Here is a 17,654-nt window from a genome sequence, read left to right on the forward strand (position 1 = left end):
GCGGATTATCCCGGAGGCCAGGCCATGTGCCTCCCGCCGAGCACATGAAGATGGAGATGAAACACGGTCTGCCCGCTCTCCGCGCCCGTATTTGTCACAATCCGATAGCCGGATTCAGCCAGGTTTTTCATGCCTGCAATTTTTGAGCAGGTTAACAGGAGATGCCCTAGGAGAGCCTGGTCTCCCTCTCGACAGTCCTGCACAGCGGCCACATGGCGTTTCGGAATCACCAGGATATGGACCGGAGCCTGGGCATTGATGTCATCGAATGCCAGAACCTGATCATCCTGGTACACAATTTTGGCCGGAATACCGCCTTCAACAATGCGACAAAAAATACAGTTATCCACGCGATCCCCCCTCAGGCGAAGGCCGGATCCCGGACTTTCCGAAGCGGGTCCCGAGTTCACGGTACACCTCGTTCAGCGTCACATCGTGGTACCCCAGCACCAGCAAGGTGTGAAAGAGCAGATCGGCTGTCTCGTAGATGATCTCTTCCCGCTTTTGATTCTTTGCGGCAATAATCACTTCCCCCGCCTCTTCAGCAACCTTCTTTAGAATGCGATCGGCTCCGCCCTGCAATAATTTCGACACATAGGAGTCGGGCTGCGGACTGGCCTTACGCGTCAGAATGGTCTGATACACCCGATCCAAGATCCCCCCACCGGCATCCTGGGTCTTCTCCTCACTGGCCTGCCCCTCTTCCGTCATCCGGGCGAAAAAGCAGGCACGCTCACCGGTATGGCAGGTCGGCCCGACAGGTTCGGCCTTCACGAGAATCGTGTCACGATCACAATCGACAAAGAGATCCTTCACCTTGAGGAAATGCCCGGACGTCTCGCCCTTTTCCCACAACTTCCGGCGAGACCGGCTCCAAAAGTGAACGGATCTCGTCTGAAGCGTCCTGGCAATGGCCTCCTGATTCATGTACCCGACCATCAACACGGTGCCATCCAGCCAATCTTGAATCACGGCGGGAATCAACCCTTGTCCATCAAACGTCATGGTCCGACTCTCTTTCGACATCACATTCTGCTCCATCTAGGCTGGTCCCAGTCGCACCGGAACCCCGCGGTCTCGCAGATATGCCTTGGCTTGCTGAATGGTATGAGTTCGATAGTGAAAGATCGAGGCGGCCAGGACGGCGTCCGCTTTCCCCTTCACCAACCCGTCGTAGAGGTGCTCCAGGGTCCCCACCCCGCCCGAGGCAATCACTGGAATCGAGAGACGTTCCGAAACCGCCGCAGTCAACGCCAGATCATACCCGTTCTGGCGACCATCCTGATCCATGCTGGTCAAGAGGATCTCTCCGGCCCCATACCCTTCCATCCGTTGCGCCCACTCGACGGCGTCCAGGCCGGTTGGTTTTCGTCCACCGTGGGTGAACACTTCCCAGCGACCCGCCTGACCGGACTGTTTGGCGTCGATCGCCACCACGATGCACTGCGTACCGAATCGCTGGGCAGCCTCGCGAACAAATTCCGGCTGCTGCACCGCCGTGGTGTTGATGCTGACTTTGTCGGCCCCGGCATTGAGCAAAGTCCGAATGTCATCCAGCGTACGCACCCCGCCTCCGACCGTGAGCGGCATAAACACACGAGCGGCGGTTTGCTCCACTACATCGATGATGGTCTTGCGGTTTTCGTGTGAGGCGGTGATATCCAGGAAACACAATTCGTCCGCGCCTTCGCGATCATAGATGGCAGCCACCTCGACCGGATCACCGGCATCCCGCAAATTCACGAAGCTCACGCCTTTGACGACTCGACCATCCTTCACATCCAAACAGGGAATGATGCGCTTAGTCAGCATAGAGGTTCGTCAAGCGTGACTCGTGAAGCGAGCCGGTTTTATTTTCGTCCAGCCGCATGCAAGATCCTCAACGTTTTCCGATGGCTGCAACCGCTGCCGCATAATCCAATTTCCCGTCGTAGAGGGCCTTGCCGACGATGGCCCCCTCCACGCGAGGACCAAGCGCATGCACCGCCTGCAGATCTTCCACACGCGTGATGCCACCGGACGCGATGACGGGAAACGACGAACAATCAACGACTTCTCGCAACGCCGTCAGGTTCGGCCCATTGAGCATTCCATCCCGGGCGATATCGGTGTAAATGACGGCCCCCAGTTCAAGGCCGGCAAGTTCTTTGAGGAGATCGATGGCCTTCGTTTCGGACACCGCCGTCCAGCCCTTCACCGCGACCTTCCCGTCTCGCGCGTCGAGTCCCAACAAAATACGCCGAGGGAACTCCTGACAGGCCTGCGCCAGAAACGTTCGATCCATAAGGGCAGCCGTGCCGAGCACCACGCGCGCCACACCCGCATGGAGATATCGCCGCACGGTCTCAATGGTCCGGATTCCACCTCCCACCTGCACCTTCACGCTGACTGTCTTCATGACCGCTTCGATCTGGGGAAGATTCTTCGGCTCCCCATCGACGGCTCCGTTCAGATCGACGACATGAATAAGATCGGCGCCTTGCTGCTGCCAGCGGCCGGCCACCGAAGGCACGTCCTCTGAGTACACCGTTTCAGCGGCCATGTCGCCCTGCCGCAATCGGACACAGCGGCCGTCTTTGAGATCAATCGCCGGAATTACACGCATGACACCACCTGTCGCAACACGTTCATTTTCCCCCGCCTGCTGCGCCGCCATATGGAAACGCATCTGCCAATTCCTCCGCTCCATAGGCGGCCAACTCCTCGGCAGTGACAAACACGCCATAGCGCTGGACAAAGCCTAAAAAGTCTTCCGTCATCGGCCGCTGCTTTTCATAGTAGTTGCCCTCCCACAGGACTATGCCGTCGGGCGCTACCAGCTTCACCTCGAATCCCACGGCGGCCGGTGGGTCCGCGCCAAGCCGACTGCCGACTCGTTCCTGATAGACAAGCACCTTGCCGCTGAGTGCCGCATCGGCTCCGAGTCGTTGAGCAATCTTGTGGGCCGGCATCGTTTCCGTCGCAGTCCCCCCGGAAACTTCCCGAGCAACCCTTGCCGATTCGTTAGGGGAGAGTAGTTGTAACCCGGATCGGGCCTTGAGTTTTGCCCACATCAGATCGGTGACTTTCTCACCTGCGGAGGCCGGTACGCGATGAGTCTGGCGCACGGCTTGATCGGTCGTCGGAGGGACCCCGACAGCCATGTCGGACCGTCTTGCGCCGGACGGGACGGGAAACGCGGGCCCAGACGCCTCGATCGCTTGGGGAGTCGCCATAGTTTCAAACGGAATGAGGGCGATTGTGCGGACCGGATACTTTCCCACCTGCGATGAAGCTTTGGACGTGACCTTCGTCCCGCTGCAGCCCGCCAGAAGCAGCAACGTCATCGGAATCAATAGAGCACGCACAGACCGGTCTCTCACGTCCAGGCCCCGAAGTTCTTGATCACTTGAAGTCCGACAGCTTGGCTTTTTTCAGGATGAAACTGGCAGGCGACGACATTGTCTTTCCACACGGCGGACGCAAAGGACCGCCCGTACTCGGTCACGGTGGCGATCACCGAAGACTCAACCGGCTCAACGTAGTAGGAATGCACAAAATAACAATAACTGCCGGTCGCGAGGCCTGCAAACGGAGGGGCGGATTGCACGATTTGAATCTCGTTCCACCCCATATGTGGCACCTTCAGCGGAGGTTCCAGCACAAATTTCTTCACCCGACCAGGAATGATGCCGAGACCTGCGTGCACCCCGAACTCTTCACTCTCCGTGAACAGCAATTGCAGCCCCAGGCAGATACCTAGAAAAGGTTTTCCGGATTGAACGGCGGCGTGAATCGGCGCGATTAATTCGTACCGTTCCAGATTCGCCATGCAATCCCCGAAGGCCCCCACACCGGGCAACACCACGTGACTGGCATCAGCAATGACACGAGCCTCGCGCGTGACCACCGCTTGATGCCCCATCGCCTCAAAGGCCTTGGAGACACTCCGCAAATTACCCATGCCGTAATCGATGATGGCAATCATATATTGCGTTCGGAGACGGCCCGTGGGGACTTGATGGACGACAGACAGGACGGCAGACACTGCCTCCTATCGCGCCACCGGTTTCACTTAGAGGCTTCCCTTCGTGGAGAGGACTGTCCCTGACAAGCGCTCTTCCAACGTGGTGGCTTGATCCAACGCTCGGGCCAACGCCTTGAAGATAGCTTCCATGATGTGGTGCGGATTGCGTCCGTATTGGAGATTCACATGCAAATTCAGCCCACCGTGGGTCACAAAGGCCTGAAAAAAATCCTCGAACAGGCCGAGATCGAAGGTCTTAATCTTTCGATCCGGCAAATTGACGTTGTACACGAGATAGGGACGCCCACTCAGATCAACCGTCACCTGCGCGAGGGTTTCATCCAATGGGACCGAGGCGAATCCGAATCGCTTGATCCCCGCCTTTTCACCCAACGCCTGGTGCAGGACCTTCCCCATGACAATCCCGACATCCTCTACGGTGTGGTGTTCGTCGATTTCGATATCGCCCTTGGCCTGAACCGTCAGGTCGAAGAAACCATGCTTGGCGAGAAGATCGAGCATGTGGTCGAAGAACCGGATGGAGGTGTCGACAGTCCCCTGCCCGGTGCCGTCCAGACTCCAGTCAACGCGGATATCCGTTTCCTTCGTGGCACGGTGAAGCGAGGCCTGCCTGGGAGCGCCGTTCTTTTTCATGCGAACCTGCTTTGGGCTGATTTGGCATGCGCATCGAAGCCCTCGATATGCGCCAGTCGGACGATATGATCCTTGGCTTTCGTCAACTCTTCCTTGGTGTAATGCACGATGTTGCTCACCTTCACGTAATCGCTGACCGACAACGGCGAAAAGAAGCGGGCCGTCGCCCCGGTCGGCAACACGTGGTTCGGACCGGCGACGTAATCCGCGACCGCAGGTGGCGTGTAGCGGCCCAGGAACAGGGCCCCGGCGTGCCGCACCTGCTCCAAATAATCGAACGGCCGATCAACCGAGAGGGTCAAGTGCTCGGGCGCAATCGCATTCGCCACCTCAATGGCTTCATCCATGGTAGGAACCACGAATGCCACAAAATGCCGGGCAATCGACTTCGCCGCAATTTTCTCTCGTTGCAAGCCTTTCAACTGCACCTGAATCAGGCGCACCACTTCTTTGGCCAACGACGCGGAGGTCGTCACGAGATAGACCTGCGCATCTTCGTCATGCTCCGCCTCGCAGAGCAGATCCGCCGCCACATGTGCCGGCTTGGCGTCATCATCCGCCACCACGAGCAACTCACTGGGACCGGCCACCATATCGATACCGACGGTGCCATAAAGTAGTCGCTTGGCCGTGGCGACGAAAATATTTCCGGGACCCACAATTTTATCGACCTTGGCGATGGTCTTCGTCCCGAACGCCATCGCGCCGACTGCCTGCACACCGCCCACACGGTAGATTTCATCGACACCAGCGATATCCGCGGCCACCAACAGATAGGGATTGATCTCCCCTTTTGGGGTCGGGGTACACATGACGATACGCCGAACACCGGCGACTTTTGCGGGAATCGCGCACATCAGCACCGATGAGGGATAGACGGCCTTGCCGCCCGGCACGTACACACCGACAGCGTCCAGGGGCGTGACCATTTGACCGAGCGTGGCGTTTTGTTCCTGATACATCCAGGTTTTGGTGCGCTGACGCTCATGGAATTGCCGTACACGTTCCGCGGCATAGCGCAAAGAGTCTCCCTCATCCTTGCGAATGTGGTAGTAGGCCTCCTTGATCTCTTCGGGGGTTACACGCATGTGATCGAGCTTCAAGGACAGCCGATCGAACTTCTTCGTGTACCGGAGGACTGCACGATCTCCGCCCCGCTCCACGGCCTTCAGAATCGTGCGCACGCTCTTCTCCACACCTGCGCCTTGAGTGCGCGCGCGGGTCACGATTTTTCGCAACGCCTTGTCATACGCCCGATCGGTACTTGCCAGAATGGTCATATCATCTGTCTCGCCGCTTCGACACCCGCCACGAACTCATATACTTACACTTAGGCGCGCGATGCTGCCCCGTTGCTATCTTCCACCGCCACCGCGGCGCGCAACCGCTCGATCAACACCGTGAGAGGTTCATGTTTCAATTTGAGGCTGGCTCGATTCACAATCAGCCTGGCGGTCGAGTGCGTGATCACCTCAACCTCTGCCAGGTCATGCGCCTTGAGCGTGCTGCCTGTTTCAACCAAATCGACGATTCGATCGGCTAATCCGACGATCGGCGCGAGCTCTATAGACCCGTACAATTTCACAATTTCGACCGGCACCCCACGCTGATTGAAATACCGCTCGGTTACGTTGGGGTACTTCGTCGCAACCCGAATCTTCGACGACCACCGGTCCGGCGAAGGCTGCCCCTGCAGCGCGGCGACCGAGATTCTACACGCTCCGACCTTCAAATCCAACGGCTCATAGACGTCGCTGCCCTGCTCCAGTAACACATCTTTGCCCACCACCCCGACATCCGCCGCTCCGTGCTCAACATAGGTGGGCACATCGGTTGGCCTGACGATCAAGAAGGTGGCATCGTTGGACGAACAGGCAAACACCAACTTACGGCTCTCCGTCGACAGGCCGGGACTATAATAGCCGGCTTGCTTCAGCAGGTGCAGCACCGGTCCCAACAACTTGCCCTTGGACAGTGCAATGGTCAGCCCCCGCGACTTCTTGCTGTGCGATTTCGTCGCCCCCACGGTCACTTCCCCTTTCTCCGCTCTACACTGGCGCCCAACGCTCTGAACTTCTCTTCGAGACGCTCGTAGCCTCGATCGAGGTGATAGACCCGCGAGACTTCCGTCGTCCCCTCGGCGGCGAGCCCGGCCACGATCAGTCCGGCGCTGGCGCGAAGATCCGAGGCCATGACCGGAGCACCTGTTAACCGTTCTTTGCCCGTAATGATCACCCGGTTTCCTTCGACTCGAATATCCGCTCCCATACGGCGCAACTCCTCCACATGCATGAACCGGCTCTCGAAAATCGTTTCCGTGACGACGCTGGTCCCTTCGGCTACCGTCATGAGCGCAACAAACTGCGCCTGCATATCCGTGGGAAAACCAGGGTGCGGACTGGTCCGGACATTCGTCCCCTTCAAGCGCCCGGTGACCTTGAGGCGAATCCGTTCCTTTTCCTCGATCAACTCCACGCCGCTCTCCCGCAGTTTCATCAACAACGGCTCCATGTGCTCCGGGCGACAGCAATCAATCACCACCTCACCGCCGGTAATGGCGCCGGCGATAAGATACGTGCCCGCCTCAATTCGGTCGGGAATCACGGCATGATCCGCGCCATGTAACTCCGTCACACCCTCAATCGTAATCATGTCCGTGCCCGCCCCGGTGATGCGCGCGCCGCGTTTGATGAGAAAGGCGGCCAGATCGGTGATTTCAGGTTCTTTCGCCGCATTTTCGAGCACCGTAGTTCCCTCGGCCAGGACGGCTGCCATCATGAGGTTCTCAGTACCGGTCACGCTGGGCGTATCGAAGTAAATACGAGCTCCTCTCAAACGACGTGCGGTCGCCTTGATATAGCCGTGCTCGATTTCGACGGTCGCGCCCATTTTTTCCAAGCCCGCGAGGTGGAAGTTGACCGGGCGAGACCCGATCGCACAACCGCCTGGAAGCGACACCTTCGCCTCACCTAGCCTGGCCACCAGGGGTCCCAGCACTAAGACGGAGGCCCGCATGGTTCGAACAAGATCGTACGGCGCTTCCGTGGAAGCAATCGCCTGCGCCTGCACAACCGTATGATTCACCTCCTGCGCGACGGAGATGCCCAGCATGCCGAGCAACTTCCCCATCGTGAGTACATCGACGACCCGAGGCATATTCGAAAGCACACACTCGCCGCCGCCAAGAATGGTCGACGCGAGAATCGGCAGCGCGGCGTTTTTCGCCCCGCTGGTGCGCACTTCCCCTCGTAACGGCCTGCCACCCTGGATAATGATTTGGTCCATGAGAATTAAGAAGACGGTCTGCTCGTTGCCGTTTGGATGCTTGGTTGACCGCTCTGAGGATTCCTCCCCTCTTCTTTTTTCTCGAAACAGACCACGCGGTCAATGCCACCTTCGTCCCGCAGAACATCGTAGGTGCGAAACCATCCGCTTTCCTCGGCCTCGCGGCAGACCGCCGCCGCCTGACCAAGGCCCACTTCCAGCAGCAGCACACCATCCGACTTCAAATAGACGGGAGCTTGCTGCAGAAGCCGACGATGCACATCCATTCCATCGGGCCCGCCGGCTAACGCCAAATGCGGCTCGAAACATCGCACTTCCGGTTGGAGCGTCACCAGATCGAGGTCGGGGATATAGGGAGGATTCGACACAATGACGTCAATTTGACTCACGAACCCACACTCGGCCAACGGCGCAAGGAGATCCCCCTGCATACATTCAATTCGTGCATCGAGTCCGTGTTGTTCCATATTGGCCTGCGCCACAGCCAATGCATCAGCCGAGGCATCGATCGCCAGCACTCGCGCGTCAGGCAGGGCCGATGCCACAGACACAGCCAGGCAACCGGACCCGGTTCCCACATCCACCACTATCGCGGCGGGATTCTGCCCGCACCGACGGATCGCCTCTCGAACCAATAAGACACTCTCCGGCCGTGGAATAAGGACAGCGGATGTGACACGGAATTCCCGCCCGCAAAACTCCTGCGTACCCAGCAGATACTGCAGCGGCTCACGGTTGGCCCGCCGTGCGACGAGCGCTAGCACCCTCGCATAGTCCAGCGCCGGCACCGGACGCTCGGCCTTCACCCGCTGCATGAGCGGCGAGAGATGCAGCACATGCTCCAACAGCCAGGCAGCCTCCAATGCCGGCTGCTCGATACCGGCCGCATGCAGACTCCGTTCAGCCTCAGCCAGCATGGAACGGATGGTAACTGCGGAAGTGGCGGCAATGCCGAGCTGCTCCGTACTCATTTCACTTCCAAGGAGGCTACATGTTCATAGTGCGCGCGTAGCGCCTGAACAATCTCTTCCAGATCACCCGCCAAGACTTGATCGAGCTTGTGGACCGTCAGGCCGATGCGATGATCGGTCACACGGTTCTGAGGGAAGTTGTAGGTGCGGATCTTTTCGCTTCGATCACCCGTTCCCACCTGCGATTTCCGGTTTTGTGCGATTTCCGCATCCTGTTTTTCACGCTCAGCTTCGACAATGCGCGCCCGCAAATTCCGCATGGCTTTGGTTCGATTCTTGAGCTGCGACCGCTCATCCTGGCAGCTGACAACCACACCGGTTGGAATGTGCGTAATGCGGACCGCCGAATAGGTCGTATTGACACTCTGCCCGCCCGCACCTGACGAACAAAACGTGTCGATACGCAAATCCTTCGGATCGATATGCACCTCGACTTCATCCACCTCCGGCATGACCGCAACCGTCACCGTCGAGGTATGAATTCTTCCACTGGCTTCCGTGGTCGGTACCCGCTGCACACGGTGCACTCCGCTTTCGTACCGGAGACGCCCGTACGCGCCCTTCCCTTCGAGTAGAGCGATCACCTCTCGATAACCACCAATTCCGGTCTCAGACGCATCGACGACTTCTAACTTGAGCCGATTGCGCTCGGCATATTTGAGATACATCCGGAACAGATCTCCGGCAAACAGGGCTGCCTCATCCCCACCCGTTCCAGCTCGAATTTCGAGAAACATATTCTTCTCGTCGCGCGGATCCTTCGGAGTGAGAAAGTCTTTAGCGCGATGCTCGAGATCCAGCACCTGCTGCTGGAGATGGTCACTTTCTTCCGCAAACAGCTGCTTCATGTCCGCCCCTGTCGAGGCGTCCTGGAGCATGGCAGATACTTCGTCCAGCTGCTTCTTCGCCTCGCAGTAGGCGACAAATTGAAGCGCCGGCTCTTCCAACTCTGTCCGCTCCTTGTTCAGCTTGTGGATCATCCCCGGCTGATTAAGGACAGACGGATCCATGAGCTGATTGGTCAACTCTTGGAAGCGCGCAGCCATGCCTTCCCACTTCTTGATCAGCCCGTCTTCCATGTCCCGCCCATTCCGGCCGTAGCCCGCTTTACCCCAAAAAACAAGAGACCCTGCCCCAAAAGGAAGCAGGGTCTCCATGATGTCCTGACTGAGGCCTACTTATCTTTCTTGGCGTACTTCTTCTTGAACCGTTCGACACGCCCTTCGGTATCGACGATTTTCTGAGTTCCCGTAAAGAAGGGATGACACCCGGCACAAATGTCGACCTTGATGTTTCCGATGGTGGATCGCGTCTTGAACGTGTTCCCGCAGGCACAATGCACAGTCGCTTCACGGTAGACTGGATGAATTCCCTTTTGCATACGAGCTCCTCTACTGCCCTTGATTCGTTGACTCGCCCGGTCCTGCTCGCCAGGGTGCACGACTTTACACTGGAGTGCCCCACACTGGCAAGCGCGACACCTAACGATTCATGGATTGCAAAAATTCCTGATTGGTTTTGGTGCCGCCGATCTTGTCCATTAAGAACTCCATAGCTTCCATCGTCCCCAACGGGCTCAACACCTTCCGCAGGATCCACATCTTGTTCAAGCGATCGCGGTCGACCAGCAACTCTTCCTTGCGGGTCCCGGACTGACTGATATCGATCGCCGGGAACAAACGCTTGTCGGCCAGGCGACGATCCAAGTGTACTTCCATGTTACCAGTTCCCTTGAATTCTTCGAAGATCACATCGTCCATGCGGCTGCCGGTATCGATCAGCGCGGTCGCCATGATCGTCAAGCTCCCGCCGTTTTCAATGTTTCTGGCAGCGCCGAAGAATCGTTTCGGACGCTGCAAAGCGTTGGAATCCAATCCGCCGGAGAGAACCTTTCCGCTGGGAGGGGCAATCGTATTGTATGCCCTGGCCAACCGAGTGATGCTATCGAGGAGGATCACCACATCCTTCTTGTGCTCCACCAGCCGCTTCGCCTTTTCCAGCACCATTTCCGCAACCTGAGCATGGCGCTGTGCCGGTTCGTCGAATGTAGAACTGATGACTTCGGCTTTCACTTGCCGCTGCCAGTCTGTGACTTCTTCAGGTCGCTCATCAATTAACAGGACAATAAGCGTGACTTCCTTGTGATTTTTCAAAATCGCGCGGGCGATCGCCTGCAGCAGCATGGTTTTTCCGGTTCGCGGCGCGGCGACGATCAGGCCGCGCTGCCCCTTGCCGATCGGCGTCGTGAGATCCATGACACGCGTGCAGTACTCTTCCCGGTCAAATTCGAGATTGAGGCGCTCTTCAGGATAGAGGGGGGTCAGGTTATCGAACAGGATCTTGTCACGCGCGACTTCAGGATCCTCATAGTTAACCTTCTCCACCTTGAGCAAAGCGAAATAACGCTCGCTCTCCTTGGGCGGACGTATTTGCCCCGACACAATATCGCCCGTCCGGAGGTTGAATCGGCGAATCTGTGAGGGGGAGATATAGATATCGTCAGGCCCAGGGAGATAGTTCGAGTCAGGTGCGCGCAGAAACCCAAAACCATCCGGCAAGGTCTCCAGCACTCCTTCGCCAAACACAACACCGTTTTTCTCCGTCTGTGCTTGGAGAATGGCAAAAATGAGCTCCTGCTTGCGCAGGTTTGCCGCCCCCTCAATCTTCAGATCCCGCGCCACCTCATTCAGGTCGGCAATCGACTTCTGCTTGAGTTCCGCGAGATGCATAACTTCCCCTTTAACCTGTGTCATACCTCTTCCCTATCGGGCTCTCAACCCGACAGCTCCCCAAAATGAGAAAAACGATTTAGTGGTCATGAACGAATTCACGGAAGTGATTGTCTAGATGTCGACCTGCTGGTTGTCTACGGCAGGATGGTTCGATGAAGGTGTTGTCGATTTAGATTTTGCGGAAATGAAAACAACCCACTATTGCACAACTGCCGCTGCACTGCCCTTGGGAATTTATGCTTGAGATGGGTCTCGGAAGCTGATGCACAGAAGGTAAAGCAATTTCTACAAATTGCGAAGTTGAGGTGATTTTAGCGCCGACCCCGCACATTGTCAATAGATTAACGTCTGATCCGTCGTCCTTCGAACCACAACACACCTTCTTACTAGCCCCACAACGCTCCGACCGTTACATACCAGTCTCCTTAATAAGTAAACCCCAAGTGTGGACGGGCATCTCGGTTGCAGGCCGTGGAGTGATATGTTAAAGATCGCGCGGGGAAATTTTCATGGCCAAATCAGACAACGACACACCGGATCGCATATTTACGTTGGCCGAAGCCAACGAACTCCTCCCTCAACTCAATCAGCGATTTGCCTCGGTACGCCGGGCGAAAACCGTTATCGCGAGCACGAAGGAGGAGGTGAGCAAAGCCAGCGCGCAGGCCGCGTCAGGCGGCGGAAGCCCCGTTGGAGCGCTCTATATCCGAGCCCTCCACGAGATCAGCGGAAGCCTTCAGGCGATTCACGAACTCGGCGTGGTCATCAAAGACGTCGATCTCGGGCTATGTGACTTTCCATATAAGCTCGAAGGTCGTGTGGTCTATCTGTGCTGGAAGTTCGGTGAGGATGAAATTCGATGGTGGCACGAGACTTCCTGTGGATATAAAGATCGCCACCCGCTTGACGAAACCTCTAGCTAGCAAAGGACTGTGCCCTCCATGACATTCGTCATCCTTGGCTTTGATGGGCCCGACGGCCAAGCAAAACGCAAAATTCATCGCACCGCTCATCTGACCGGACTGGAGCCATTGAACCGCGCAGGGCGAGTGCTCTTAGCCGGCCCGTTCACTGATCAGGCAGGGAGCCTGATCATCATAGAGGCAGATTCTCTCGAAGAAGCCAAGCGGATCGCCCAAGAAGACCCCTACACAGTGCACGGAATTTTCGAACGCGTGGAAGTCCATCCCTTCCAACAGGTACTTCCCGCTTCACAATCGCACACGTAATCAACGTTCTTCAGGGACCCGAGGTGAGTTACTCGCAGCAAGAGTAAGCACCTACGTCCCACTTACACTGGGTAGCGTCCCGCATATTCCTCAGATTGACAACCCGAAAGATCGCCACCTATAATGCGCACTTAGCGCCGTTTGTGAAAGCCGAATCACTCTAGTTCAAAAGACCTAACGGCCTTCTCCAGCGCTGGCCCTAAATTTCCCCAAAGTGGGCCTTCTGCCGTGTTGCAGAGAAACATCGAGAAAGCATAGAGTGACTTGACCCCACGCTTTAACCGAGGGTGTCCCTTCTCCAAGTTGTTAACCCCCAAAAGAGAGCAGGTTCGAATGACTCAGTATCGCGTGTTACCAGGCCCAGAGCACTTCCTGCCACCGGCAGCAGCCTCCATGGGGATCTATCTCCCCAATCCAGGCGAGGCACATATCAACGGCGTGATCGTTCCTGAAGAAAAAGCCTACGAAGAAGCGGCACGCCAGTTCCTGATGGCACAGGTACCGACCATTTTCCCGGGCCCCTTAGTCTTGTGGGCCTGGAACGAAAAGGCCGCTAAGAAGGCCGCTGCCGTCAGAAAGCTGTACGAAATTTTGAAGGAGTGCGTTCAGCCCGGGCAGAAACCGATGCTGATTCCTATGCCGGACTATCGTCCCAAGTATCCGAAGATCAATCCCGAAGTGGAAATCAATCCCAACCACCCGAACCTGACCATCTGGCATAACAAGATTGACTGCTGCATGTTCATCGGGGTGCACTGCCACCAGGCGAATCTGTCGCTTAAGATCATCCGGGGCGGAACGTCCTGCTATACCGTCGCGATGTGCGCCCAGGCAGGACATGAAGATGCCATGCTCTCCTTTAGAGATGCCTCTGTGGAGAAAATACTCAAGCTCGGCGAATGGATCCGTAAACTCAAGGGCACGGTCAAACCGCGGCTGACCACAGCAAAGACCAGCGCGTCAAACTAAGTGGCTTCAAGCACTTCTAACGATTAAAAGGAGGCCGAGTCCATGGCGGAAATAAAATCCCACATCGGGACACAGAATAAAAAGGGCCAGACGTATACAGATGCGTGGGAGATGATGCACGAGGCCCCTCGCAACCCGTCCTTTTATACCGGCAGCGAGGTTATTAAAGAAGCCTTGCGGCGTGCAAGCTGCGACGTGATGATTGCCTATCCCATCACCCCTCAAAGCGAAGCTGCTGCCCTCATCGGCGAATTATTTGCTGAAGGCTATATCGGCGACTATTTCCGAGGAGAGAGCGAGTTTGCCGTTATGTCCCAATGCGCCGGCGCTGCCTTTGGTGGCGCACGGGTGTTCACTACGACCGCAGGACCCGGCACAATGCGCGCGATGGAGAACTTTCCTATGTGGGCAGGTGCGCGTCTGCCGATTCAAATGATCGTCACGTGTCGCGGCATCAACTCCCCGTTGTCGATTCAGCCGGATACCATTGAGATTTCCTACCTGTTAAATACAGGCATGCTGGTTTGGCATGCAGAAACGGCACAGGACTTTTTCGATTGGATCCTCAAAGGCTTCATGGTATCGGAAGAGCCGGAAGTGCATTTACCTCTGGCGCTATGCTGCGACGGCTTCTTCGTGACCCATACGAAAGACGTCGTGAACCTCACTCCAGCAGATATGTGCCTACCACCTTACGATCCCTACCGCTCACCCGTGCCTTGCATGGACATGGAGTGTCCGCCGGTCAGAATGATGCGTGACCCGTTCATTATGAAGAGCAACTACATCAGTTATGCCACCCACGCTTCATGGCAACAAGAAATTTGGGCGGCGGTTGAACGCTCGCGCAAACACACCATCAAGTGGATCAATGGCCTGATCGATACGGAAAACACCGATGCTGAGGTCGTGATTGTTGCGTCAGGCACTGCGGTCTCGCAGGGGCGAGAAGCTATTCGCCTGCTCGAAGACGAAGGCGTGCGTTGCGGACTGGTGAAGGTAAAGTCACTCCGTCCTTGGCCCGGAGAGGAAATTCGCGAGGCCACCAAGAATGCGAAACACATTTTTGTGCCCGAGTTTAACGTGACGGGCTGGTTGGCGAAAGAAATCAAAGCCACCATCCCTAACAGCGAGCGTGTTCATGCCGGCCCGCATGTGTGTGGCGGAATGACAATGCCGCCAGAAATTATTGCCTCAGAGATCAAAGCGGCTCTAGGCTTGCGCTCCGAGTCACTCGCTGGAAGAGGTAGCTGATAGTAGCTGAGTTGTGACACCGTCCATTGAGCCATCATTACGTGATAGACAAGCCTTGAGGAGGCATACATGAGCAAAGAGCGAATCAAAATTTCGCCGGACCTATATGACATCATGCCGTCGGACTATCAGGACCTCGTTCAAAGCGCGACCTATGGGAAAGAGGACCGTGGCTGGAAAGATATTGGAACCTCTAAAGAACTGATTGAGCAGCACTCCTTGTGCGCCGGTTGCCCTGAATCCATGGCCTTTCGCTATATCCTGGCCTCACTCCCAAACCCTGAGGATACGGTGATGGTCGGTTCCACAGGCTGCACCAGCCTCGTGTTTCCCATGGTGGCTGTGCACAACATTCACTCCCTCTTTGGCAATCAAAACGCCATTGCATCCGGGCTGAAGCGAGCCCTGAGCGTGAGATTCCCTGACCGCGTGAAAGACGTAGTCGTCTTGGCAGGCGATGGTGCGACGGTCGATATCGGCCTGGACATGACCCTGCAAGCCTGGTTCCGCCAGGAAAAGTTCACGACCATCTGTTTCGACAATGAACTGTACGCCAATACCGGTGGCCAGGAGAGCGGCCTGATGCAAAAAGGCTTCGTTGCCAAAATGGCCCCGGTTGGAAAACTGTTCGACAAAGTCCGTTTGCCTGAAATTGCCCGAGAGTCCGGCTGTCACTACGTCGTTAACTGCACAGTGAGCAAGCCGTCACTTGTGGAAAAGGTGATTCGGAATTCCGTCCTCATTGCACGTGAAATTGGACCTACGTATATCCAGCTGTACACGCCGTGCATCCTTGAAATCGGCAAGAACAGCATGGAAGGCCTCCAGGAAATGCGTGACTCTGAAAAGCCAACTGAGCGATTTGCTTATAAAGAGTATGTCAGCGAACCGGCGAAGCAGTTCCTGGCTGAACTAGCTGCTAAGGACAAGGAACGCAAAGCCGCCGCAAAACAGTTAGCGGGAAAAGCTTAAGGAATCGGAGGTCGCTCATGATCAAGAAGAGACTCAATATTCGCATGTCCGGGTTGGGTGGGCAAGGCGCCGTGACGGCAGCCCACGTAATGGCCATGGCCGCCAACCGAGACGGAAAGTTTTCCATTTCGAATCCATTTTTTGGCGCTGAAAAACGAATGGCTCCCGCAGAAAGTTACTGTCGGATCGGGATTGAGCGGATCTATGACCGGGGTGAGTTGGTATTTCCCGATGTGATCGAAGTATTTCATCCTCAAGTTATTACGATGGGCAAGAGCTACACCATGCCCTTCTACTCCGGTGTCAAAGAGGGGGGGGTTGTCATCATCAACTCGGCCCAGCCTCTCTTGTCAGAAGAAGATATCAATCGCCTCAAGGACCTGAACGTGGCCTTGTTCTACATTGCGGGAACCGAGCTCGCGATCGAAGTCGCCGGTACCGAGCTCTCGACGAATATGTCGATGATCGGTTCGGTCGCAGGTATTACCAAATGCGTCTCAATGGAAGCTCTCGACGGCGCCTTGCAAGAACGATTCGGCAAGAAGTTCGTGGCATCCGGTGGTACCGCCTCCTTGGATGAAGCGATCAAGAAGAAGTTCGCCAAGAAAGAAATGCTATTGGCGAAGAACCTGGCAACAGTCAAGCGAGCCTACGAAATCGCAAGCGAATGGGCTGATAAGAACAAGGTCGAGTTGCGGGTTGGCAATCCTGCCGTTGCAGCTTAACGAGAGAGAAGGAACCACGTCGCATGTATAACGTAGCGCAAGTGATCGACGAGAAGTGCGTGGCCAAGAAGGGCTGCCGCCTCTGCATCATGTATTGCCCGGAAGCCAACTGCTTGGACCTTAACTCGACCAAAATGGTGGCGGAAGTCACAATTGATCGTTGTAAGGGATGCGAACTTTGTGTCGTTGTCTGCAACGCCGCCAAACACGAAGCGATTGAGATGCAGGCAGTCAGCGCCACTGGGCAGCTGATGAGCCACAAGGGCGAGTCCGCAGGCCTCGGGCAAGCCTACCAAGGGTAGCGAGTCGCGTTGTCGCAAGGCCCCATAGCGTTCCACGCTATGGGGCCTTTTCTTGAACTGAGCACTGAGAGGATCCCATGGAACGTGAAGACAATGTGCTCGATGAACTGCTTCGTGATATCGCCGGCCTGCTGAATGAATATCCCAAGGCGATTGAGCGGCAAGCCGCAGCCATACACGCCGGAGGAAAAGACCCTGAATTAGCCGAGAAACTCATCAAAGCCGCCGATACGATGCGGGATAGCGGGAATCTCTACCTCACCTGGGCAAAACATTTTGCCGCGCTGGCGGAAGGAAATACGGACGCCTCATCAGACGAAGACGAGACTGATGATTTCGGCATCTAAAAAAGTCTCCCCCTTCTCTCTTTAGTTTTGCTAGAATGCCGACGATTATCTTGAATCTCTTTGTTCCCCGGTAGCTCAGTTGGTAGAGCAGCCGGCTGTTAACCGGCTGGTCGCAGGTTCGAGTCCTGCCCGGGGAGCCACAATACAAAGGGGGCTGACGGAATAACACCGCCAGCCCCTTCTCTTTTTGCCTGATCTTTCTTACCTC

The 17,654-nt window shown here is 56.4% G+C and carries 22 protein-coding genes and 1 tRNA gene; 9 read left to right on the forward strand and 14 right to left on the reverse strand.

What is annotated here, in order from left to right; translation table 11 throughout:
- Positions 1-5: 5 nt before the first annotated feature.
- The 14 genes from NSND_RS09065 to rho all read right to left on the reverse strand — a co-directional run bounded on the left by NSND_RS09065 (position 6) and on the right by rho (position 11,645).
- The gene (locus NSND_RS09065) at positions 6-350 is read right to left on the reverse strand and encodes a histidine triad nucleotide-binding protein (protein ID WP_080878710.1); all 345 of its coding nucleotides are present in this window, start codon (positions 348-350) and stop codon (positions 6-8) included.
- Positions 343-1,026: a bifunctional phosphoribosyl-AMP cyclohydrolase/phosphoribosyl-ATP diphosphatase HisIE gene (gene hisIE, locus NSND_RS09070; RefSeq protein WP_080878711.1), complete on the reverse strand. Its 684-nt coding sequence runs from the start codon at positions 1,024-1,026 to the stop codon at positions 343-345. Before hisIE ends, NSND_RS09065 begins: the two co-directional genes overlap by 8 nt.
- 15 nt (positions 1,027-1,041) lie before the next feature.
- The gene (gene hisF / locus NSND_RS09075) at positions 1,042-1,812 is read right to left on the reverse strand and encodes an imidazole glycerol phosphate synthase subunit HisF (RefSeq protein WP_080878712.1); all 771 of its coding nucleotides are present in this window, start codon (positions 1,810-1,812) and stop codon (positions 1,042-1,044) included.
- Positions 1,813-1,879: 67 nt separating this feature from the next.
- Positions 1,880-2,605 (reverse strand): 1-(5-phosphoribosyl)-5-[(5-phosphoribosylamino)methylideneamino]imidazole-4-carboxamide isomerase, encoded by a 726-nt coding sequence (gene hisA, locus NSND_RS09080; protein ID WP_080880847.1) that lies wholly within the window; start codon positions 2,603-2,605, stop codon positions 1,880-1,882.
- Positions 2,606-2,627: 22 nt separating this feature from the next.
- Positions 2,628-3,326 (reverse strand): hypothetical protein, encoded by a 699-nt coding sequence (locus tag NSND_RS09085; protein ID WP_080878713.1) that lies wholly within the window; start codon positions 3,324-3,326, stop codon positions 2,628-2,630.
- 32 nt (positions 3,327-3,358) lie between these two features.
- Positions 3,359-3,967 carry an imidazole glycerol phosphate synthase subunit HisH gene (gene hisH, locus NSND_RS09090; RefSeq protein ID WP_080880848.1) on the reverse strand — a complete coding sequence of 203 codons (609 nt, stop codon included), beginning with the start codon at positions 3,965-3,967 and terminating at the stop codon, positions 3,359-3,361.
- A gap of 87 nt (positions 3,968-4,054) precedes the next feature.
- Complete coding sequence (gene hisB, locus NSND_RS09095; protein WP_080878714.1) at positions 4,055-4,660, reverse strand: imidazoleglycerol-phosphate dehydratase HisB; 606 nt, start codon at positions 4,658-4,660, stop codon at positions 4,055-4,057.
- Positions 4,657-5,940, reverse strand: a complete 1,284-nt coding sequence (gene hisD, locus NSND_RS09100; protein ID WP_080878715.1) for a histidinol dehydrogenase — start codon at positions 5,938-5,940, stop codon at positions 4,657-4,659. The genes hisB and hisD overlap by 4 nt, the downstream gene beginning before the upstream one ends.
- Positions 5,941-5,990: 50 nt before the next feature.
- Complete coding sequence (gene hisG, locus NSND_RS09105; protein WP_369974244.1) at positions 5,991-6,647, reverse strand: ATP phosphoribosyltransferase; 657 nt, start codon at positions 6,645-6,647, stop codon at positions 5,991-5,993.
- Between the two features lie 41 nt (positions 6,648-6,688).
- Entirely contained in the window at positions 6,689-7,945 is a 1,257-nt protein-coding gene (gene murA, locus NSND_RS09110) for a UDP-N-acetylglucosamine 1-carboxyvinyltransferase (RefSeq protein ID WP_080878717.1), read from the reverse strand.
- A gap of 5 nt (positions 7,946-7,950) precedes the next feature.
- Complete coding sequence (prmC, locus tag NSND_RS09115; RefSeq protein WP_080878718.1) at positions 7,951-8,916, reverse strand: peptide chain release factor N(5)-glutamine methyltransferase; 966 nt, start codon at positions 8,914-8,916, stop codon at positions 7,951-7,953.
- Positions 8,913-9,983, reverse strand: coding sequence for a peptide chain release factor 1 (gene prfA / locus NSND_RS09120; protein ID WP_143833659.1), 1,071 nt, complete (start codon positions 9,981-9,983; stop codon positions 8,913-8,915). The genes prmC and prfA overlap by 4 nt, the downstream gene beginning before the upstream one ends.
- A gap of 107 nt (positions 9,984-10,090) precedes the next feature.
- Entirely contained in the window at positions 10,091-10,297 is a 207-nt protein-coding gene (gene rpmE, locus NSND_RS09125; RefSeq protein WP_013247564.1) for a 50S ribosomal protein L31, read from the reverse strand.
- Positions 10,298-10,397: 100 nt separating this feature from the next.
- On the reverse strand, positions 10,398-11,645 hold the full coding sequence (gene rho, locus NSND_RS09130) for a transcription termination factor Rho (RefSeq protein ID WP_041186393.1): 1,248 nt from the start codon (positions 11,643-11,645) through the stop codon (positions 10,398-10,400).
- A 512-nt stretch (positions 11,646-12,157) separates the two neighbouring features.
- On the opposite strand from rho, the gene NSND_RS09135 reads away from it, so the two are divergent.
- From NSND_RS09135 to NSND_RS09175, 9 genes are all read left to right on the forward strand, one after another.
- Complete coding sequence (locus tag NSND_RS09135) at positions 12,158-12,571, forward strand: DUF2203 domain-containing protein (protein ID WP_080878720.1); 414 nt, start codon at positions 12,158-12,160, stop codon at positions 12,569-12,571.
- 18 nt (positions 12,572-12,589) lie between these two features.
- A complete protein-coding gene (locus NSND_RS09140) occupies positions 12,590-12,877 on the forward strand; it encodes a YciI family protein (protein ID WP_080878721.1) in 288 nt (95 codons plus the stop codon).
- A gap of 333 nt (positions 12,878-13,210) precedes the next feature.
- The gene (locus NSND_RS09145; RefSeq protein WP_013247560.1) at positions 13,211-13,846 is read left to right on the forward strand and encodes a carbon monoxide dehydrogenase beta subunit family protein; all 636 of its coding nucleotides are present in this window, start codon (positions 13,211-13,213) and stop codon (positions 13,844-13,846) included.
- 42 nt (positions 13,847-13,888) lie between these two features.
- Positions 13,889-15,100: a transketolase C-terminal domain-containing protein gene (locus NSND_RS09150; RefSeq protein WP_080878722.1), complete on the forward strand. Its 1,212-nt coding sequence runs from the start codon at positions 13,889-13,891 to the stop codon at positions 15,098-15,100.
- A 69-nt stretch (positions 15,101-15,169) separates the two neighbouring features.
- Positions 15,170-16,072 (forward strand): thiamine pyrophosphate-dependent enzyme, encoded by a 903-nt coding sequence (locus NSND_RS09155; RefSeq protein ID WP_013247558.1) that lies wholly within the window; start codon positions 15,170-15,172, stop codon positions 16,070-16,072.
- A gap of 17 nt (positions 16,073-16,089) precedes the next feature.
- A complete protein-coding gene (locus NSND_RS09160; RefSeq protein ID WP_013247557.1) occupies positions 16,090-16,797 on the forward strand; it encodes a 2-oxoacid:acceptor oxidoreductase family protein in 708 nt (235 codons plus the stop codon).
- Between the two features lie 23 nt (positions 16,798-16,820).
- The gene (locus tag NSND_RS09165) at positions 16,821-17,099 is read left to right on the forward strand and encodes a hypothetical protein (RefSeq protein WP_013247556.1); all 279 of its coding nucleotides are present in this window, start codon (positions 16,821-16,823) and stop codon (positions 17,097-17,099) included.
- A 77-nt stretch (positions 17,100-17,176) separates the two neighbouring features.
- Entirely contained in the window at positions 17,177-17,446 is a 270-nt protein-coding gene (locus NSND_RS09170; RefSeq protein ID WP_013247555.1) for a hypothetical protein, read from the forward strand.
- A gap of 64 nt (positions 17,447-17,510) precedes the next feature.
- Positions 17,511-17,586 (forward strand) — tRNA-Asn (locus tag NSND_RS09175).
- Positions 17,587-17,654: the final 68 nt, after the last annotated feature.

This window comes from Nitrospira sp. ND1, assembly GCF_900170025.1.
Taxonomy (GTDB): Bacteria; Nitrospirota; Nitrospiria; order Nitrospirales; family Nitrospiraceae; genus Nitrospira_A.

Excerpts from the sequence above, each read along its gene's own strand:
- hisIE (WP_080878711.1), bottom strand. The coding sequence starts at position 1,026 with ATGTCGAAAGAGAGTCGGACCATGACGTTTGATGGACAAGGGTTGATT.
- hisF (WP_080878712.1), bottom strand. The coding sequence starts at position 1,812 with ATGCTGACTAAGCGCATCATTCCCTGTTTGGATGTGAAGGATGGTCGA.
- hisA (WP_080880847.1), bottom strand. The coding sequence starts at position 2,605 with ATGCGTGTAATTCCGGCGATTGATCTCAAAGACGGCCGCTGTGTCCGA.
- NSND_RS09085 (WP_080878713.1), bottom strand. The coding sequence starts at position 3,326 with ATGACGTTGCTGCTTCTGGCGGGCTGCAGCGGGACGAAGGTCACGTCC.
- hisH (WP_080880848.1), bottom strand. The coding sequence starts at position 3,967 with ATGATTGCCATCATCGATTACGGCATGGGTAATTTGCGGAGTGTCTCC.
- hisB (WP_080878714.1), bottom strand. The coding sequence starts at position 4,660 with ATGAAAAAGAACGGCGCTCCCAGGCAGGCCTCGCTTCACCGTGCCACG.
- hisD (WP_080878715.1), bottom strand. The coding sequence starts at position 5,940 with ATGACCATTCTGGCAAGTACCGATCGGGCGTATGACAAGGCGTTGCGA.
- murA (WP_080878717.1), bottom strand. The coding sequence starts at position 7,945 with ATGGACCAAATCATTATCCAGGGTGGCAGGCCGTTACGAGGGGAAGTG.
- prmC (WP_080878718.1), bottom strand. The coding sequence starts at position 8,916 with ATGAGTACGGAGCAGCTCGGCATTGCCGCCACTTCCGCAGTTACCATC.
- rpmE (WP_013247564.1), bottom strand. The coding sequence starts at position 10,297 with ATGCAAAAGGGAATTCATCCAGTCTACCGTGAAGCGACTGTGCATTGT.
- rho (WP_041186393.1), bottom strand. The coding sequence starts at position 11,645 with ATGCATCTCGCGGAACTCAAGCAGAAGTCGATTGCCGACCTGAATGAG.
- NSND_RS09135 (WP_080878720.1), top strand. The coding sequence starts at position 12,158 with ATGGCCAAATCAGACAACGACACACCGGATCGCATATTTACGTTGGCC.
- NSND_RS09140 (WP_080878721.1), top strand. The coding sequence starts at position 12,590 with ATGACATTCGTCATCCTTGGCTTTGATGGGCCCGACGGCCAAGCAAAA.
- NSND_RS09145 (WP_013247560.1), top strand. The coding sequence starts at position 13,211 with ATGACTCAGTATCGCGTGTTACCAGGCCCAGAGCACTTCCTGCCACCG.
- NSND_RS09150 (WP_080878722.1), top strand. The coding sequence starts at position 13,889 with ATGGCGGAAATAAAATCCCACATCGGGACACAGAATAAAAAGGGCCAG.
- NSND_RS09155 (WP_013247558.1), top strand. The coding sequence starts at position 15,170 with ATGAGCAAAGAGCGAATCAAAATTTCGCCGGACCTATATGACATCATG.
- NSND_RS09160 (WP_013247557.1), top strand. The coding sequence starts at position 16,090 with ATGATCAAGAAGAGACTCAATATTCGCATGTCCGGGTTGGGTGGGCAA.
- NSND_RS09165 (WP_013247556.1), top strand. The coding sequence starts at position 16,821 with ATGTATAACGTAGCGCAAGTGATCGACGAGAAGTGCGTGGCCAAGAAG.
- NSND_RS09170 (WP_013247555.1), top strand. The coding sequence starts at position 17,177 with ATGGAACGTGAAGACAATGTGCTCGATGAACTGCTTCGTGATATCGCC.